Below are 17,408 nucleotides of genomic sequence, written 5' to 3'. Positions count from 1 at the left end.
CACCTAGGTCGCGAAGTTGGGTCGCCTAGTAGGTAAAGTGCTCCCCGACCCCAAATGCCACTCAGCCCGCCCGCGTTCGCCCAGAGAATGGCTTCCTCCGTCGGCCCAATCCCGCTCCTTGAGCTCCCGGATGGCGATGGACGCCTTGTCGGCCAATGCAGTGAGTTTGTCGATCAGGGTATCTGCTCGATCGTTTGTCGGAGGGTGCGATCTCCCTGCCGTGCCCGCCGGTTCGGCGCGGCGAGGAGGTAACGGCGGGGGCGATGGAACATCCGCTCTGCCGAAGCCGTATCGCCAAGGCTTTTCTGCTGCATGCGCAGAATGCGCTGATGGAGTGGGTCGCTGCCTAGTCCGGCGCCCTTGCTCCTCTGGGCGCGCTCAGGCATTGTTGCGGCATGAGGAGAGTTTTCATCTTGCTGCTGGCGTTCTGGCCGGGCTTCGCGCTAGCCGATCAGGCCTTCTATCCGGCGAAGTCGGGCAATGCCGATGCGCCGGTGCTGACGGTTTATTCCTCGCTCGACGAGCCCCTGGCGCAGCCGATGATCCGGGGTTTCCTGGACGCCAATCCCGATATCGCAGTCAAATATGAGGACATGCTGACCGGCGACATCTACGACCGGATCGTCCGGGAGACGGATGACGGCAAGAAGACGGCGGATTTCGCCTTCTCCTCGGCGATGGACCTGCAGGTGAAGCTTTCCAACGACGGATATGCACAGGTCAGCAACCTGCCGATGAGTGCTGCATGGCCGAAATGGGCGAACTGGCGCAACACCGCCTATGCGCTCACCTTCGAGCCGGCGGTGTTTGTCTATCACAAGCCGAGCTTTGCGCATGAGCCGGTGCCCAGTTCGCGGGCTGAATTCGTCGACTATCTGAAGCGCAAGGGCAACGAGGTCTATGGGCGGATCGGCACCTACGACATCGAGCGTTCCGGCGTCGGCTTTCTTTTCATGGCGCGCGACCAGGAGCAGTTCGGCGATATCTGGTCGGTGATCGGGGCGATGGGGGCTGCCGGCGTCAAGCTTTATTCGACGAGTTCGGCGATCCTCGAACGCGTTGCCGACGGGCGCTTCGTGCTCGGCTACAATATTCTCGGCTCCTATGCGGCCGATTGGGCCTCGCGCTATCCCGATGTCGGCATCGTGCTGCCGAAGGATTATACCGTGGTGATGTCGCGGATCGGGCTGGTGCCGCAGGCCGCCGCCGAGCCGGAGCTTGGTCGGCGTTACCTCACCTTCTTCATGTCGAGGGAAGGGCAGACGATCATGGCGCGCGAGCTGCAGATCCCGGCCGTCAGCCCCGAGGTGGCAGGAGAGAATACCGCCAATACGCTGCAGGAACTGCTCGGCGCCCAACTGCGACCGGTGCCGGTCAGCCCCGGGCTGATGGTCTATCTCGACCAGGTGAAACGGGCGCGGCTGATTGCGCACTGGAATGAGGTTCTGCGGACGCAGTGAAGGCGTCAGCTTTCAGCCGGTTCACCCTCCTTGCAGAGCTTTGGATCGCTCCGCCTGTAGCTCTCGCCAGATGAGGCTCGCGGCCATACTTCGTGGCCGCTGGAAGTACTGGTCATCCGGCAGCGAAGAACCGGGATTTAGATCCGCGCCTGCCAATTACGGCAAAAAAGTGTCGTCTCCTTCTGGATATCTCGCCGATGTCAGCTAAATGACAGGTTGTTGTGGTCGCTTTGGCTACTTCTTCTCCGTGGAGGCGGAGAGTTGAAGCCTTGGGAGGTATTCCGCTCGTCATTCAGGACGCTTGCGTCCGCTGGCCGGCCATTCCTCCCGATTCCCTTGAGAATAACAGGCGGTTTGCTCAGCCGCCGACGGAGGACACATCGTGAAGCATACATTCATCGCAACCCTTCTTGCAGCGACCATCGCGCTGCCGGCCTATGCGGCCGATTACACCATCATCGCGCCCGCCGCTCCCGGCGGCGGCTGGGACCAGACGGCCCGTTCGCTGCAGACCGCGCTGCAGCAGGAGAAGATCTCCGGCAACGTGCAGGTCCAGAACGTCCCGGGCGCCGGCGGCACCATCGGCCTTGCGCAGTTCAGCAGCCAGGCTGCCGGCAACCCGAATTCGCTGATCGTCGGCGGCTATGTCATGGTCGGCGCGATCCTCACCAACAAGTCGCCGGTGACGCTCAAGGATGTCACGCCGATCGCCCGCCTGACCGGCGAGTATGAGGCTGTCGTCGTTCCTGCCGCGTCCGAGATCAAGACCATGGCCGATCTGGTCGCGGCTCTGAAGAAGGATCCGGGTGCGGTTTCCTGGGGCGGCGGCTCTGCCGGCGGCACCGACCACATCGCCGTCGGCCTGATCGCCAAGGCTTCCGGCGTCGATCCGACGAAGATCAACTATGTCGCCTTCTCCGGCGGCGGTGAAGCGCTCGCCGCTATTCTCGGCGGCCAGGTCACGGCCGGCGTCTCGAGCTATAGCGAGTTCGAATCGCAGGTGAAGTCAGGCACGCTCCGTCTTCTCGCCGTATCCAGCGAAAAGCGTATCGACGGTGTCGATGCCCCGACACTGAAGGAAGCCGGCACCGACGTCATCATCCAGAACTGGCGCATGGTTGCTGCTGCCCCCGGCCTGTCGGCAGAGCAGGTGGCAGCCGTCACCGCCGATTTCGAGAAGCTGCACAGCTCCGCCACCTGGCAGGAAACGCTGAAGACCAAGGGCTGGGCCGACACCTATCTGTCCGGCGATGCCTTCAAGGCGCAGCTCGAAAAGGATGTCTCGGCCACTGAAGGCATTCTCAAAGACATCGGACTTGTTCAATGAGCGAGGATAACGCCTCCTCGGCAACCGAACGCCGCCCTGATTGGGCGGCGTTCATCATTGCCGTTTTCCTCTTCGCCATCGCCGGCGTGATGGCCTGGGATGCGTCGCATCTGAAAACGATTGCGCAGTACGACCGCATCGGTCCGGCGACAGTGCCTCAAGTGGTGGCGTTCGGCCTCTTCTGTCTCGGGATCTGGACCGCCTTCGAAGCCTGGCGCGGCGATTTTCCCGAACGTGACCGGCAGGAAGTCGCACCCGTCATCTGGATCGTCGCCGGTCTTGCCGGCCAGATGCTGCTTTTGCGCGTCGCCGGCTTCTCGATTGCGACAGGCGTGCTGTTTGCGCTGACGGCACGCGGCTTCGGCAAACGCAAGCTCTGGATCTCGCTGCCACTTGGCATCGTCTTCAGCTTCGTCGTCTGGGCGATCTTCTCGCAGCTGCTGCAGCTGACACTGCCGGCCGGCCCGCTCGAACATCTGTTCTTCTGACCGCGCGGGACGCGCTGTCAGCTCTTTTGATTTTGCGCGGCGCCCGGTTGCGAAACGCACGGCCGGAAATGCCGCTTGGGACACCAAGATGAGCACATTCGAATTCCTATGGCAGGGTATCCTGGTTGCGATGCAGCCGATGAACCTGATTTATGCGATGGTCGGCGTGACGCTCGGCACCGCCGTCGGCGTGCTTCCCGGCATCGGCCCGGCTCTCACCGTGGCGCTGCTGCTGCCCGTCACCTACAAGCTCGATCCGGGCGGCTCGCTGATCATGTTCGCCGGCATCTATTACGGCGGTATGTATGGCGGTTCGACGACCTCGATCCTGCTCAACACGCCAGGCGAAAGCGCCTCGATCGTCACCGCACTCGAGGGTAACAAGATGGCGCGCGCCGGACGCGGCGGACCGGCGCTGGCGACAGCGGCGATCGGCTCCTTCGTCGCCGGCCTGATCGCCACGCTCGGGCTTGCCTTCATCGCGCCTTACATCGTCAAGCTGGCGCTGGTCTTCGGGCCGCGCGAGTATTTCGCGCTGATGGTGCTTGCCTTCGTCACCGTTTCATCGGCCTTCGGCGATTCGGCATTAAGGGGTCTGACCTCGCTGTTCATCGGCTTTGCGCTCGCCATGGTCGGCATCGATCAGCAGACCGGGCAGGCCAGGCTTTCCTTCGGCATTCCCGACCTGCTCGACGGTATCGAGGTGACGACGCTGGCCGTGGCGATGTTTGCGATCGGCGAGACGCTTTATATCGCGGCGCAGGGCAACCGGATCGCCGAGAAGGTCGAGGCGGTCAAGGGTTCGCTCTGGATGAACGCGGAGGACTGGTCACGCTCGTGGAAGCCGTGGCTGCGCGGCACGCTGATCGGTTTCCCGATCGGCGCGATGCCGGCGGGCGGCGCCGAAATCGGCACGTTCCTCTCCTATGCGACCGAAAAGCGGCTGGCGAAAAACCCGGAAGAGTTCGGCCATGGCGCGATTGAAGGCGTAGCCGGTCCCGAGGCGGCGAACAACGCATCTGCCGCCGGCACGCTGGTGCCGCTTCTGACGCTCGGCCTGCCGACGACGGCAACGGCGGCGATCATGCTTGCCGGCTTCCAGCAATACGGGCTGCAGCCGGGGCCGCTGCTGTTTGCCACCAATCCGCAGCTCGTCTGGGGGCTGATCGCCAGCCTGCTCATCGCCAATGCGATGCTCTTGGTGCTGAACCTGCCGATGATCGGGCTCTGGGTGCGGCTGCTGACCGTTCCGAAGCCGTGGCTCTATGCCGGCATTCTGCTGTTTGCGACGCTCGGGACGATCGGCGCCAATCCGTCGGTGTTCGAGCTCGGCATGCTGCTCGCCTTCGGTCTGCTCGGCTATGTGATGCGGCTCTTCGGCTATCCGATCGCGCCTGCCGTGGTCGGCCTGATCCTCGGGCCGCTTGCCGAACAGCAGCTGCGCCGGGCGCTGGCGATCAGCCAGGGCGACGTCACGACGCTGGTGATGTCGCCAATCGCGGCAGGCCTGCTTATCGTTGCAGCGGCCGCCTTCCTCATCCCGCTGATCCTGCGGTTGCGCGGCAGGGGACAGGTGCTCTCGCAGCTGGCGGCAAACGAAGACTAAAAGAAAAAGACGACCCACCCCCTCCCTCGAGGTCGGCCATGGAGACATGCGCCGGCCTCCTGTTTTTGCATGGCCGAGGTGATTTTCTGAGCATTGTGGAGGTCTATGCGCGATGCCATCTATGAATAGTCAATCATAGAGCAAGAGGAAAAGGACAATGTCCGCACTTCGCAATTCAGTCCGTACTGGCTTCTTTGGCCGCGCATTCGCCGTCCTTGGTGCAGCAAACGCCGTCAGCGCTGCTGTCGAAGCCGGCCGCCGCCCGCGTGCCAATGACCTCACCACACTCGGTATCGACCCAGCCTCCTTCGGTCAGGTCTCCCGCTAAGACCTTCAAGCCATGCATGAATGAATTAGCCCGCAACCGGATGGTCGCGGGCTTTATTTTTAGCTGCATGGGCGTCGCGCACTGCGGCTTCTTACATCGTCAGGCGCGAAGCTCCTCCTGCCGGGCGCCGTGATCCTCCACCCTTTCGCGTCTGTTGTGGCGGATGGACGACCAGAGGGACAGGCCGATCAAGGCCGCGCCGCCGAGCCCGGTGATAACCTCGGGGATATGCACCAGGGTCTGCGCATACATGATCACCGAGAGGATCAGGATGGCGTAGAAGGCGCCATGCTCGAGATAGCGGTATTCGGCAAGCGTTCCCTTCTCCACCAGCATGATCGTCATCGAGCGCACGTACATGGCGCCGATGCCGAGGCCGATCGCGATGACGAAGAGGTTCTGCGTCAGCGCGAAGGCGCCGATGACGCCGTCGAAGGAAAAGCTTGCATCCAGCACCTCCAGATAGATGAAGGCGCCTAGACCGCCCTTGGCGGCGGCACTCATCGTCTTTTGCGAGGCATCGAGCAGCCCGCCGACCACCTCGACCGCGAGGAAGGTGAGCAGGCCGTAGAGGGCGCAGTTGACGAAGACGGTCGCTTCCTCCCCGCCGATCAGCCAGGAGAAAACCAGCATCAGCGCCAGCACGACGGCGATTTCGATACCCTTGATGGCGGCCGAACGCGCCATCACCCTTTCCAGGCCGGGAAGCCAGTGGATTTCCTTCTTGTAGTCAAAGAAGTAGTTGAGGCCGACCATCATCAGGAAAGTGCCGCCGAAGGCTGCGATCGGCAGATGCGCGTCGTTCATGATACGGGCATATTCGGCCGGCTCGCGTGCGGCAAGCACCAGAGCATCCCAAGGGCCGATCTGTGCCGCGATCGCGACGATTGCCAGCGGGAAGACGATGCGCATGCCGAAGACGGCGATGATGATGCCCCAGGTAAGGAAGCGCTGCTGCCAGACCGGCGTCATCTCCTTCAGCTTGTTGGCGTTGACGATGGCATTATCGAAGGAGAGCGAGATCTCCAGCACCGCAAGCACCGTGCAGATGAAGAAGACGGTCGCCATGCCGCCGATCGTACCGGTCGTCTGCCAGCCGAGCACCGCGCCGAGAACGAGGCCGAGGGCAGTGACGATGAAAGCCCAGCGGAAATAGCTGAGCGAGGATTGGGTCACGGGTTGATTCATGGCCGCACCTCGCGGCCGCAAATCGTGTTGAAGAGGGTCGATTTAGTGGAAAAACGCGGCACGCCACAACGGGCACGCGGGTCAGGCATGGTGAGCTTGTTCATCGATGAAAAATCCGCCGGCTAAGCTGCAGGCGGTACCGACATCACGAGAGCGCCGTAAAACTCTCGCCAGAGGGGCCCGGCACCAAAGTTCCCCGTCAGCCGATGTCTGGAAGGCTGCGGGATAGGCACTAGGTAATGAACTTCGCGGGCCAGTCAAGGTCGGTCGTCACACTGCGATTGGGTGATTTTTTTGGAACCAACCTGATGCCCGCCCGTTAGGCCCTGGTTGAGCTTAAAAAAGGAGGCCGATGATGCACACTTCGACCCATCTTCCCGACAAACGCACGGAGGCGTCCGACCGCATGAAGCGGGCGAAGCCGAACCGCATGCAGAAGGCGCAGGTGCTGCCGCCGCATCATGTCGACCTGACGCTGACGCCCGGCGTCTACCACGACATTCACGTCCCGGCCCATGTTACCGGCGCCGATCTTTCCAAGGGTGGCCCCGACATCAAGGGCCCCGACGTTAAGACGTCAGGGAATGCAGAGACCAAGAAATAACGGGTATTCCGGAAGTCTCCGGCGCTGACGGTAGATTTGAAACAGGGTGAAAAACATATGACGATCAACTTTGTGCCCCGCGAGATCTTCATCCGGCACGAAAATGAATGGCAGGCCATACGCGAGGCGGCGGACGAGCGCGTCGATATCGGCAAACGCCAGAAGCCGCTCTTCGCCATCGGCGGCACGGCTTCGGTTGGGAAAAGCGATCCTTCGGCAACACGCGCTGAATGACCGACAGACAATGACGCCGACAACACTAGCGCCCGGCATGATACCGGGCGCTCTGTTTTTCTATTTGTGTTCATCGCGATCGACACGCTGTCCGGAATTAAAGCCGAATCGTTGTTCGAGTTTACCGAAGGCGAAGAGTACGCAGATGGCGACGATCGTCGTGAAGAAAGCGATCGGCCAATAGCCGAAGCCCATGGCGAGGCCGATGGCGCCGGAGAGCCACATGCCGGCGCCCGTCGTCAGCCCTTGCACCCGACCTCTTGCAAAGACGATCATGCCGGCGGCAAGAAAGGCGACGCCGGCGGTCACGGCCTCGATGACACGTAGCGGATCGATGCGCACCTGCTCGTCATCGGTAAAACCCGGCATGTGCACTGCCTCGATCGAGATGATGGCGAAGAGGGCAGCGGCAAGACTGATCAGAATATGGGTGCGGAAGCCTGCCGGGCGGTCGCGGGCCTCACGCTCGAAGCCGATCAGCCCGCCGAAGACGATGGCGCCGAAGAGGCGGGCGAAAATGACGGGATAGTGGATACGCGACTCCGGTATTATGTCGGCGATAATAAGATCCATGGATTTTTCCCCCAGAAAGATGGAATTTTTCGCTGGCTAACGTCTGAGCGCGGAATTTGTTCAGCTTTTTCCCCGCTGCGTTTCGGTAGTGCCGTTAGCCTTTCCGGTGCGCGCCGGCGTGTTCATGTCATTTTAGGGAAAGTTTGGCGAACCAGGCATCATCCTGTCGCCGCGCCAACCTTTCGGAAAGGATTGGGCAGCGATAATCCCGGCCTCACGGGAATCGGACAGATGGCCAAGACAGCGACACGCGGCCGCCGCAAGGCGCCGGCGAGAGGAAAGAGCAAAGCGCGCAGCAGCGGTGGCGGATTGCTGCCCTGGGCGGTGATCGGCATTGCCGCGATCGGCGGCATCGTCGCCCACGACCATTGGAAGAGCATCCAGCCGATGCTTGCAAGACCATCGACGCCGATCACACGGGACACGGCGGAGCCGAGGCCTGTCGTCAGGAAGGACGCGCCGCCGAAGCAGGTAGCGCTTGCCGCACCCACGCCGAAAGTCGCAGTACCGCAGCCGCTGCCGCCGGCCGCGATCCCGACGCCGATGATCCAGCCGATAAAGGCAGTGCAGCCGCCGGCTTCCGATGCCGTTTCGCAAACCGGGACAGTCGCCTTCGGCTATTGCGGGCAGGGCGCCCATATCAATTGTGTCGGCGACGGTGGCGTCTTCTGGTACAAGGGCGAGAAGATCGTGATTGCCGACATGGCAAGCCCGGTGGTCGACCAGGCGCGCTGTGACGGCGAGCGCCGGGTGGCCTTTGCCGCCAAGTCGCGGCTGCTGGCGCTTCTGAACGCCGGACCCTTCACCATGAATGCGGCGGGTAAGGCCGAGCCCTCTGGCGCGCCGCGCGTCGTCTCGCGCGACGGGCGCTCTTTCGGCGCGCAACTGATCAATGAGGGCCTGGCACGCAAGCCAGGGGCCGCCGGCAGTGCCTGGTGCGCTTGAGGGCGGCTACTTACCCTTCTTCACCAGCTTGCCGCCAGTGCGGAAGCTGCCGGTGAAGGAGGAGTCCTTGCTTTCGGCGGTGCATTCGACCGCGATCGGCTTGCCGGCATAGGGATTGCCGAAAGTGCAGAAGCCGGCGACCTTGACCTCTCCGGTCATCTTGTTGCCGACACCCGTGGTGACGAGGCTGAGCGGCAGGCGGGCATTGCCATTGGAGGCAGGCTTGATGCCGCTGCCGTCGCCCTGGAAGCCCAGCGCCTTGCCATCCGAGGTGAAGATGAAGGTCACCACGCCATTGGCCAGCGTGACGCTGGCAAGCTCGTTCTTGCAGCCCTTGGTGGCGTCGAATTTGGCGACGACCAGCTTGGCGCATTTGCCGGAAAGCGTAATGACGCCGGGCGCACCAGGAAAGGTCTCTAAGGGCGCGGCCGGCGCGGCAGAGGCCGGCAAGGCGAGGACGGCGGAAAAAAGGGCGGCAGCGGCAAGCGCGTATAACTTCATTTCGATCTCAAACCCCATGTCGTGGCCCCATGTCGTAGCGAGGCGAATCACTACCTCACCCTCGGTTCGCCATGGCATGGCTCTGTGTCCGAATTTGGCGCCGTTATTGCTGAGGCGCAAAAATTTTGTCGGCCACCGGGCTCGCTCGGCGATCGGCGGCAGATGAATGAAAAGTTGGTTGAGCTTGCTGGTTACAAGGTCCGGCAATGACACAGGCTGCCGGACATCGGCAACGAACCGATGTGAAACGACAGTGGCAAGGCACTCATCGAGTGTGCCGTCTTGGACGCACGTCCGGTCAAGGGGAATGGGCCCAGGCAGGGAAGTCCAGGCCCATTCTTTCCCGATCGGAGGTCAGTCAGATCAGGAATTTGTAGCTGCCGGTCCAGAGCATAATGCCGAAAAGTGTGAACGGTTTTCGGACGTCATCCTGTTCTAGCCGGCAGCCTTTTATCAGAACGCGCGCTGCAGGCGGAAGAAGCCCGAGGTAACGTCGCTAGCATTGTCCGGATCGAGGTACTGAACCGAAATCTTGGTGGAGAGGTTGTCGACGATCTGGTAATCAACCGTCAGACCGACCTTCCAGGCATCATTGTCGTCGTTGAACTCGCCAGCAGTGATGCCGTAGTTGTTGTAGTACTGAACAGCCGGGGTGATCTTCAGCTTGTCGGTCGCCTTGATGGCGTATTCAGCAGCGATCGCCCACTCAGCCTTGTTGTAATAGGCGTTCGGGTTGCTCGCGTAGACAACTGCGAGGCCGAGCGTGCCCGGACCGACAGCAACCGTACCCATAGCGCGGACGGCGCCTTCTTCGTTGTCGGTGTCGTAACCGGCAGTGATCTGGTAGCTGAATGCACCAGCCTTGCCGCCGAGACCGACTGCAACGCCAACGTTGTTGGCGGTTTCGCCGTCATAGAACGGGCTGTCTTCCAGCTCATCAACGCTGATGCCAGCGTAGAAAGCGTCGGTTTCGTACTGATAACGGATGGAGTTATGCAGCGTTACCGGAGAACCGATATCGTCCGTTTCGCCGGAGAGACCATCGTCCCACCAGCTGTAGAACAGACCAGCGCGGAAGCCGGCGATGTCGATGTAGGCGGAGTCGAGAATGGCCTTCTGAGCCGAAGCGTTGTCAGCATTGAACTGCATGACGATAACGCCGGTCAGCGGACCATATTCGGTGTCGCTCTTGGCCGTGAACTGAACCTGACCACGCGTACGGGCGTCCCAGTCCGAGTCGTTAGCGACAGAACCACCGCCGCCGGCGCCGATCGAGCTGGCGTTCGGAGCAACGTCAACCTGGAAACGGATGTAACCGTTGATCTTGAGGCAGGTTTCGGTGCCCGGGATGTAGAAGTAGCCGGTGCCGTAGGCGTCGCAGACGCGAACGTATTCAACCGGTTCCGGCTCGGCAGCAACGATAGCGTCAGCAGCCTGAGCGCCGGATACTGCTGCAAGTGCTGCAGCGGAGCCGAGAAGAAGGCTCTTAATGTTCATGGAATAACCTCCAGTTCAGATGCAGAAGGATGAAGACCGTTGCCATCGGCAGTCCCTACGTATCTTCAACCCGTGTGAGCGAAGCGGCGCCTTTTGACCCGGTGCCTGCCTCGCCGCGGTAGTTACACAGCGGCATGTTGCGTCGCAATAACGATGTCGATCATGACAGCAGGGCGGGGCTGCTATGTTGCTGAAATAACACGCATTTTGTCACAAACTCGTCATCCGGCCGTCACAAAACCGGCGGCTCTGGATGCTTGACCAACGAGGGGCTGAAACTTGAATACGCTAATGCAAGTGACGAGCGCGTGAGCATGTTCTCATATGCGATCGCGCCGTCGCTGCAATCAGTACGAATCGGACAAAGCCCAACGACCACTATCGTTTGCCAAGACATGCCGATGTCGGGCCACAGGTTCGAACTGGCAGTGATCGGTGACTGACGATACGTCGCCTCGACGAGAAGCGAAGAAGGTCTGGCACGCACTTTTGCTGGAATTGCTCTATTTGCCCTTTCGCCAGCTTGCCGGCCGTCGCTCGGGCGTCAAAACGGGGAGAGCTGTCGTCTCGCTAGGGATTTTTGAAATCGTCCCAGAGGATCGCTGCCCCAGCCGCGAGGATCGTGATCGGGATCAGCCAAAGCTTGATGCTGATGGGTTCGACGACATGAAACTGCATATAACAGAAACCGAGGAGGCCAGCCCCAACCAGGGCGAGGCCGAGGATTATGGATATCGCTTTACGTGTCCGCGTTCTTTGCGTCATACGTCCCCCTATTTCCCACGTATGGGGCTATCCCACAGCCATTGAAATCCGGCCTGGATCATGGTCGCGGATCAATCACGTGCAAGCCTTCGCTCCGCAAAGTGCTGGATCTGGAGCTCGCGCCAGGCTCAGGAAAGAGAAAATCCCCAAGGCGGGGATTTGTCAACGATGTCAGGGAGATCGGATGGTGGGCGTGACAGGGATTGAACCTGTGACCCCTACGATGTCAACGTAGTGCTCTCCCGCTGAGCTACACGCCCATCCGATGGCGGCGCATAGATCACAAAACCTTTGGAGCCGTCAATAGGCTTTTTTCAGTTTTGTGACGCGCCGGCCGGCAAGCCTTACGCGGCAAGCATCTTGTTGACCTCGTCGACGAGATCGCGCAGGTGGAAAGGCTTGGAAAGGACCTTGGCATCCTTCGGCGCCTTCGAATCAGGGTTCAGCGCCACGGCGGCAAAACCGGTGATGAACATCACCTTCAGGTCGGGGTCGAGCTCGGTGGCGCGGCGCGCCAACTCGATGCCGTCCATCTCGGGCATGACGATATCGGTCAGCAGCAGGGAAAACGGCTCCTCGCGCAGCCGGTCATAGGCGCTGGCGCCATTGTCATAGGAAAGGACCTTGTAGCCGGCCTTTTCGAGCGCTTTCACGAGGAAGCGGCGCATGTCGTTGTCGTCTTCGGCGAGAAGTATCTTCTGAGTCATCAATCCAGACCGCGATCCATAGGTTTTTGGTGGGCTGCCAGGCGTTTACACTAGTCTTTATCCGGTAAACAACCGGTGAATTGCCTGTGCGTGACCGCCATCCCGTCTACATAGTATGGACTTGCGGCCGGGCAACTGGCAACATGGGCCAAGCAGTCAGTTCATGACATGGTAAAGAGGGCCGAAAGTGCCGGAAATACGCGAATACGAGCTTTTTGAGGTTCATGAGCCCGTGTCGCAGACCATTCCCTTCGTCTACAACTCCCCCCATAGCGGCCGCATTTATCCACCGGAATTTATCGCTCAGTCGAGGCTGGAAGGCATCGCCATCCGCCGTTCCGAGGATCACTATGTCGACGAGCTCTTCGGCTCGGCCGTCGCACTCGGCGCGCCGCTACTGGCAGCCAACTTCCCGCGCGCCTATCTCGACGTCAATCGCGAGCCTTACGAGCTCGATCCGCGGATGTTCGACGGGTTGCTGCCGCCCTATGCCAATGTCAATTCGCTGCGGGTCGCCGGCGGGCTCGGCACCATTCCGCGCATCGTCGCCGAGAACATGGAGATCTATGCGCGGCGCCTGCCGGTGCAGGAGGGGCTCGATCGCGTCGAAGCGGTCTACAAGCCCTATCATGCGGCGCTTCGCCGGCTGATCGCGCGAACGCATGTGCAGTTCGGCTTCGGCGTGCTGATCGACTGCCACTCAATGCCCGGCAATGTGCGCGTTGCCGGCAGCACTGCACGACCTGATTTCATCATTGGTGATCGCTACGGCACCAGCGCTTCCGCCGAACTTTCGCGCGCGGCCATCGCCATCCTCGAGGAAATGGGCTTTGCGGCGATCCGCAACAAGCCCTATGCCGGCGGCTTCATCACCGAACATTACGGCCGGCCTTCGCGCGGCCTGCACGCGCTGCAGATCGAGGTGAACCGGGCGATCTATGTCGATGAAGTGACGCTGCAGAAACGCGAGGATTTCGCCGCAGTGGCCGACGCCGTTACGGACTTCATGCAGCAGATGGCGGAATATGTCGAGAAATTTGCCGGCGACCGGGCGCTGGCCGCCGAATAGATCTCTTTTTCGATGTTGCTGACGTCTGGCCTTCGTTTTCCGGCCAAAAAAAACCGCGCTTGTGAGCGCGGCTAAGTCTAGGGAGGAAACACCCAAGGAGGGTATTTACAGTCAGAAGACTGTATGAAGACGCTACTTTTGCATTGCACAAATGTCAAGCAATATATTGCGCTGCGATATCTTTGGGCAGTTAGAGCCAAATTGCCTGCTGCATTTGCATTCCCGTTGCTTTTCGCTATGAAAAGCGCCATTCCCGCCAGCCAAACGGATCCAACATGTTTCCTGACCGTTCGTTCTTCAATCGCCTGGCGGAGGCTGCTCGAGCCGAAACGCTTCCGCGCTTCCGCTCCGGCCTCGATGTCACGAACAAGCTTTCCTCCGGTTTCGATCCGGTGACGGAGGGCGACCGGGCGGCCGAACTCGCCATCCGGGCGCTGATCGAGGAGAGTTTCCCCGGCCACGGCATTCTCGGCGAGGAACACGGCAATGTCGGGCTCGACCGCGAATATGTTTGGGTGATCGATCCGATCGACGGCACGCGCGCCTTCATATCGGGTGTGCCGGTATGGGGAACGCTGATCGGCCTGCAGAAGGATGGCAGGGCGATCATGGGCATGATCGAACAACCCTTTACCGGCGAGCGTTATTTCGCCGACCAGAACGGCTCGATCTATACCGGGCCGGAGGGCGAGCGGCGTCTGGCGACGCGCCAGTGCGATGCGCTTTCGAACGCCATCCTGTTCACCACCTCGCCGCATCTCTTTGCCGGCGAGGAGATGGAGAAATACCGCGAGATCGAGAGCCAGGTGCGGCTCTTCCGCTACGGCTGCGACTGCTATGCCTATGCGCTGCTTGCCGCCGGTCATGTCGATCTCGTCGTCGAAAACAGCCTGAAGCCTTATGATGTCGGCGGCATCATTCCCGTCATCGAGGGGGCGGGCGGCATCATCACCACCTGGGACGGCGGACGGCCGGAAAACGGCGGCTCGATCATCGCTGCCGGCAGCCGCGCAGTCTACGAACAGGCAATCGCCATCCTGCAGCGCTAACCCCGACCGGCCGCGCTGATCCCGGTCAGCAACGCTGACCCCCCGTCAATAACGCTAATGCGTCTCACGTGCCGAGGGCTGCGACGTCCTGGTTTTCTTCGGCATCGCTGCCGGGAATGAAGGCGTGGAAGGCCGCAAGGGCGGCGGCGCGGTAGATATCGCGCTCCTGAAAGATCTCGTGACGGGCGCCGTTGATCGGCACCAGCTGGCCGGCACGGAAATAACGCGAAAGCCGCTCCTGCGCCGTATAGGGCACGACACCGTCGCGCGTCGGGGCGATGACGATGGTCGGGATGGTGATCGAGAAGAGATGGTAGGGTGAGGTGACCCGGTCCATCGTGCGAAAAGCCTCGATCAGCCAGCGGGCCGTCGGCGGCCCGAGCGTCAATTCCGGATAGGCCTTCATCATTGCGACATTGCGCTCGAAGCGGTGTTCGTCCGAGGTCAGCGGGTTGTCGCTGAAGTTCGGCTCCTTCAGTTTCGAGGTCAGCGGCAGGAAGCCGAGGCCGACGGCAGTCAGCGTGCCGGCGAGAGCGCGGATGACGCGGGGCGAGGCCGACTGGCCGGTCAGGCCGATGAAGGGCGCCGACAGCACCATGCGATCGATACGGGTGGTGAGATAGGGCGCGGCGGACAGTGCGATCAGGCCGCCTGTGGAATGCGCAAGCAGATAGAAGGGCAGGCGGGTATCCGGCAGCACCACCTTTTCCAGGAAGGTATCGAGATCACGCTCGTAATCGGCAAAGCGGCGGATGTGGCCGTGGTTGCGGCGCTTCATGAGCCGTGACGAACGGCCCTGGCCGCGCAGGTCGAAGGTCGCGACCCAGAGACCCTTGGCCGTGAGGTCGCGGATCGTCTCGAAATATTTCTCGATATATTCGTTTCGGCCGTGCAGGATGACGACGGTACCTTTGGCAATCTGGCCACTCGAGCGGAAGACGGCGTAACGCAGCTGCTGGCCGTCATGGGTTTCGAAGAACCCCTCCGTGCGGTTTTCCGGGGCGGGATTATCGGGCGTCGAATAGAGAACCTGATCCATGACTTTGCCAATGCGCCGCTGCTGACTGCTTCGCATCAGGGATAGCGCATGGCATCCGGCTTGGAAAGCGGTGGGGAAAAGGGCCGGCAGGAGCATGAGGGTGCTCGCGGCCGGCCGAAGTTGAGACTGAAGAAGAAGGGACGATGCACTTCAGCCATCGGGACCAGATTCACCCGACGCCTAAATTCCTAAGCGAATGCGCCTGAACGCGCTCCGAACCGGTCGTTCATGCGGGGTTCACGGGGCGATCAACGCGATTCCGAAAAGGTCTTGAACTCCTCGAATCCCATCACCATCTCCTTTCTGCGGGTGCCGAACAGGGCCTGCGCAACCGTCCCAAGGCCGCCAAAGATGGGGTCTCAGGGGCATTTCATCGCAACACGTCGCTTCCACAGGAGGACATCATGCGTCACGTAGACTTCTCTCCCCTTTATCGTTCGACCGTCGGTTTCGACCGGCTCTTCACCATGCTCGACAGCCTTGCCCAGCCGGAGCAGGCGCAGACCTATCCGCCCTATAATATCGAGCGCACCGGTGAAAACACCTATCGCATCACCATGGCCGTTGCCGGTTTCGACGAGACTGAACTTTCGATCGAAGCCCATGCCCATGTGCTGTCCGTGAAGGGTGAAAAGAACGAGGAACCTGCCGAAAGCGGCGAATTCCTCTATCGAGGCATTGCCAAGCGTGCCTTCGAGCGCCGCTTCCAGCTTGCCGATCATGTCGAGGTGACCGCCGCTTCGCTGAAGAACGGCCTGCTGCACATCGACCTTCTGCGCAATATTCCCGAGGCCATGAAGCCCCGCAAGATTACGATTGCCGCAGAACCGGTCGAGGCTCCGAAGGCCATCGAAGCGCAGATCATCAACGGCTAATCAGATCCTTATCGGATAAAACGAACGGCGCTCCATCGGGGCGCCGTTTTTGTTGTTGCTTAGGCCGGGCTGCCGGCCTCTTTCATCTCTTTTTCCGTTGCGCGGCGGGCCGCGGCGGCGGCGTATTTCTGGGCAATGACGGCGCAGACCATCAGCTGGATCTGGTGGAACAGCATCAGCGGCAGCACGATTGCGCCGATCGACTGGCCGGCGAAGATGACGTTCGCCATCGGTACGCCGCTTGCGAGGCTCTTCTTCGAGCCGCAGAAGGTGATGGTGATCTGGTCGGCCTTGTTGAAGCCCAGCCACCGGCTGCCGAACATCGTCAGCACCAGGACAATTGCCAGCAGAACCATGTCGGCGACGATGACGACGGCGATATCGGCGATCGAGAAGGTGTGCCACAGGCCCTCGACGACCGCCGTGCTGAAGGCGAGGTAGACGACCATCAGGATCGAGCCGCGGTCGACTGGCATCAGGATCTTCTTCTTGGCGCGAATCCAGTCGCCGATCCAGGGCTGCAGAATCTGGCCGATGATGAAGGGGGCAAGCAGCTGCAGCAGGATCTGCTCTAATGCGTCGAAGGAGAAGCCGCCATGGCCGCCGACGGAAAACAGCAGGCCGACGAGCAGCGGTGTCAGGAACATGCCGAAGATGTTGGATGCAGAGGCCGAGCAGATGGCGGCGGGCACATTGCCGCCCGCCATCGAGGTGAAAGCGATCGACGACTGCACCGTCGACGGCAGGACGCAGAGGAAGAGGATGCCGAGATAAAGCGGCTGCGGCAGGATCGTGTCGGGGATCAGTCCGAGCGCCATGCCGAGCAGCGGGAAGATGCCAAAGGTCGTCAGCAGGATGACGATATGCAGGCGCCAGTGCAGCAGGCCTGATATGACCACGTCGCGCGACAGGCGGGCGCCATGCAGGAAAAACAGCAGCGCGATAGCGAGATCGGTGGCGATGCCGAAATAATCCGCGAACGTGCCGCGCGCCGGCAGCAACGAGGCAAGGATGACGGTGCAGACGAGCAGGATGGTGAATGTATCGGGCAGAAAGCGGCGCATGGCGGTCTCGCGGCTTGATAAAACAGTCATTGTTCTGTCGTCCATTATGATCCAGGATGCAAGGAATAACAGTTATCGAGAATCTGGAT

General features: G+C 61.1%; 19 protein-coding genes, 1 tRNA gene and 1 pseudogene. 12 read left to right on the top strand and 9 right to left on the bottom strand.

Annotation, left to right across the window (positions count from 1 at the left end):
* Positions 1-182 precede the first annotated feature (182 nt).
* The 6 genes and pseudogenes from G9X67_RS35245 to G9X67_RS33280 all read left to right on the top strand — a co-directional run.
* A pseudogene (locus G9X67_RS35245) lies at positions 183-350 on the top strand (ornithine carbamoyltransferase); the annotation flags it as partial.
* 63 nt (positions 351-413) lie between these two features.
* Positions 414-1,460 carry an ABC transporter substrate-binding protein gene (locus G9X67_RS33300; protein ID WP_029871889.1) on the top strand — a complete coding sequence of 349 codons (1,047 nt, stop codon included), beginning with the start codon at positions 414-416 and terminating at the stop codon, positions 1,458-1,460.
* A 382-nt stretch (positions 1,461-1,842) separates the two neighbouring features.
* Positions 1,843-2,787, top strand: coding sequence for a tripartite tricarboxylate transporter substrate binding protein (locus G9X67_RS33295; RefSeq protein WP_011653512.1), 945 nt, complete (start codon positions 1,843-1,845; stop codon positions 2,785-2,787).
* Positions 2,784-3,275 (top strand): tripartite tricarboxylate transporter TctB family protein, encoded by a 492-nt coding sequence (locus tag G9X67_RS33290; protein WP_138333351.1) that lies wholly within the window; start codon positions 2,784-2,786, stop codon positions 3,273-3,275. The genes G9X67_RS33295 and G9X67_RS33290 overlap by 4 nt, the downstream gene beginning before the upstream one ends.
* 88 nt (positions 3,276-3,363) lie before the next feature.
* Positions 3,364-4,881, top strand: coding sequence for a tripartite tricarboxylate transporter permease (locus G9X67_RS33285; RefSeq protein ID WP_011653510.1), 1,518 nt, complete (start codon positions 3,364-3,366; stop codon positions 4,879-4,881).
* A gap of 157 nt (positions 4,882-5,038) precedes the next feature.
* The gene (locus G9X67_RS33280; protein ID WP_003542890.1) at positions 5,039-5,209 is read left to right on the top strand and encodes a hypothetical protein; all 171 of its coding nucleotides are present in this window, start codon (positions 5,039-5,041) and stop codon (positions 5,207-5,209) included.
* 99 nt (positions 5,210-5,308) lie between these two features.
* Here the strand turns inward: G9X67_RS33280 and G9X67_RS33275 are convergent, their stop codons facing one another.
* On the bottom strand, positions 5,309-6,397 hold the full coding sequence (locus tag G9X67_RS33275; protein ID WP_138333352.1) for a DUF475 domain-containing protein: 1,089 nt from the start codon (positions 6,395-6,397) through the stop codon (positions 5,309-5,311).
* Between the two features lie 352 nt (positions 6,398-6,749).
* On the opposite strand from G9X67_RS33275, the gene G9X67_RS33270 reads away from it, so the two are divergent.
* Both G9X67_RS33270 and G9X67_RS33265 read left to right on the top strand, forming a co-directional pair.
* Positions 6,750-7,001: a hypothetical protein gene (locus tag G9X67_RS33270; RefSeq protein ID WP_017989424.1), complete on the top strand. Its 252-nt coding sequence runs from the start codon at positions 6,750-6,752 to the stop codon at positions 6,999-7,001.
* Positions 7,002-7,058: 57 nt separating this feature from the next.
* Complete coding sequence (locus G9X67_RS33265; RefSeq protein ID WP_171600653.1) at positions 7,059-7,235, top strand: hypothetical protein; 177 nt, start codon at positions 7,059-7,061, stop codon at positions 7,233-7,235.
* A gap of 60 nt (positions 7,236-7,295) precedes the next feature.
* On the opposite strand, the gene G9X67_RS33260 is transcribed toward G9X67_RS33265, so the two are convergent.
* A complete protein-coding gene (locus G9X67_RS33260) occupies positions 7,296-7,808 on the bottom strand; it encodes an MgtC/SapB family protein (protein ID WP_171600652.1) in 513 nt (170 codons plus the stop codon).
* A 231-nt stretch (positions 7,809-8,039) separates the two neighbouring features.
* Here G9X67_RS33260 and G9X67_RS33255 point away from each other — a divergent pair, with 231 nt between their 5' ends.
* Positions 8,040-8,753 carry a hypothetical protein gene (locus tag G9X67_RS33255; protein ID WP_138333353.1) on the top strand — a complete coding sequence of 238 codons (714 nt, stop codon included), beginning with the start codon at positions 8,040-8,042 and terminating at the stop codon, positions 8,751-8,753.
* A 6-nt stretch (positions 8,754-8,759) separates the two neighbouring features.
* Here G9X67_RS33255 and G9X67_RS33250 read toward each other — a convergent pair whose 3' ends face one another.
* The 5 genes from G9X67_RS33250 to cpdR1 form a co-directional block, all read right to left on the bottom strand.
* Complete coding sequence (locus G9X67_RS33250) at positions 8,760-9,272, bottom strand: hypothetical protein (RefSeq protein ID WP_171600721.1); 513 nt, start codon at positions 9,270-9,272, stop codon at positions 8,760-8,762.
* Positions 9,273-9,707: 435 nt separating this feature from the next.
* Entirely contained in the window at positions 9,708-10,751 is a 1,044-nt protein-coding gene (locus tag G9X67_RS33245) for a porin (protein ID WP_138333354.1), read from the bottom strand.
* Positions 10,752-11,321: 570 nt separating this feature from the next.
* The gene (locus G9X67_RS35475) at positions 11,322-11,516 is read right to left on the bottom strand and encodes a hypothetical protein (RefSeq protein ID WP_138333355.1); all 195 of its coding nucleotides are present in this window, start codon (positions 11,514-11,516) and stop codon (positions 11,322-11,324) included.
* Between the two features lie 185 nt (positions 11,517-11,701).
* A tRNA-Val gene (locus G9X67_RS33235) sits at positions 11,702-11,776 on the bottom strand.
* A gap of 84 nt (positions 11,777-11,860) precedes the next feature.
* Positions 11,861-12,223 carry a response regulator CpdR1 gene (cpdR1, locus tag G9X67_RS33230; protein WP_003542883.1) on the bottom strand — a complete coding sequence of 121 codons (363 nt, stop codon included), beginning with the start codon at positions 12,221-12,223 and terminating at the stop codon, positions 11,861-11,863.
* A 187-nt stretch (positions 12,224-12,410) separates the two neighbouring features.
* On the opposite strand from cpdR1, the gene G9X67_RS33225 reads away from it, so the two are divergent.
* Both G9X67_RS33225 and hisN read left to right on the top strand, forming a co-directional pair.
* Complete coding sequence (locus G9X67_RS33225) at positions 12,411-13,292, top strand: N-formylglutamate amidohydrolase (RefSeq protein ID WP_138333356.1); 882 nt, start codon at positions 12,411-12,413, stop codon at positions 13,290-13,292.
* A 275-nt stretch (positions 13,293-13,567) separates the two neighbouring features.
* The gene (hisN, locus tag G9X67_RS33220; RefSeq protein WP_138333357.1) at positions 13,568-14,341 is read left to right on the top strand and encodes a histidinol-phosphatase; all 774 of its coding nucleotides are present in this window, start codon (positions 13,568-13,570) and stop codon (positions 14,339-14,341) included.
* 64 nt (positions 14,342-14,405) lie between these two features.
* Here the strand turns inward: hisN and G9X67_RS33215 are convergent, their stop codons facing one another.
* Positions 14,406-15,380, bottom strand: a complete 975-nt coding sequence (locus G9X67_RS33215; protein WP_024322335.1) for an alpha/beta hydrolase — start codon at positions 15,378-15,380, stop codon at positions 14,406-14,408.
* A 404-nt stretch (positions 15,381-15,784) separates the two neighbouring features.
* On the opposite strand from G9X67_RS33215, the gene G9X67_RS33210 reads away from it, so the two are divergent.
* Positions 15,785-16,255, top strand: a complete 471-nt coding sequence (locus tag G9X67_RS33210) for an Hsp20 family protein (RefSeq protein ID WP_018072811.1) — start codon at positions 15,785-15,787, stop codon at positions 16,253-16,255.
* A 59-nt stretch (positions 16,256-16,314) separates the two neighbouring features.
* Here G9X67_RS33210 and G9X67_RS33205 read toward each other — a convergent pair whose 3' ends face one another.
* Positions 16,315-17,364 carry a bile acid:sodium symporter family protein gene (locus G9X67_RS33205; protein WP_138333358.1) on the bottom strand — a complete coding sequence of 350 codons (1,050 nt, stop codon included), beginning with the start codon at positions 17,362-17,364 and terminating at the stop codon, positions 16,315-16,317.
* Positions 17,365-17,408: the final 44 nt, after the last annotated feature.

It is taken from the genome of Rhizobium sp. WYCCWR 11152 (assembly GCF_013087615.1).
Taxonomy (GTDB): domain Bacteria; phylum Pseudomonadota; class Alphaproteobacteria; order Rhizobiales; family Rhizobiaceae; genus Rhizobium; species Rhizobium indicum.
This window is presented reverse-complemented; position numbering and strand designations above follow the sequence as displayed.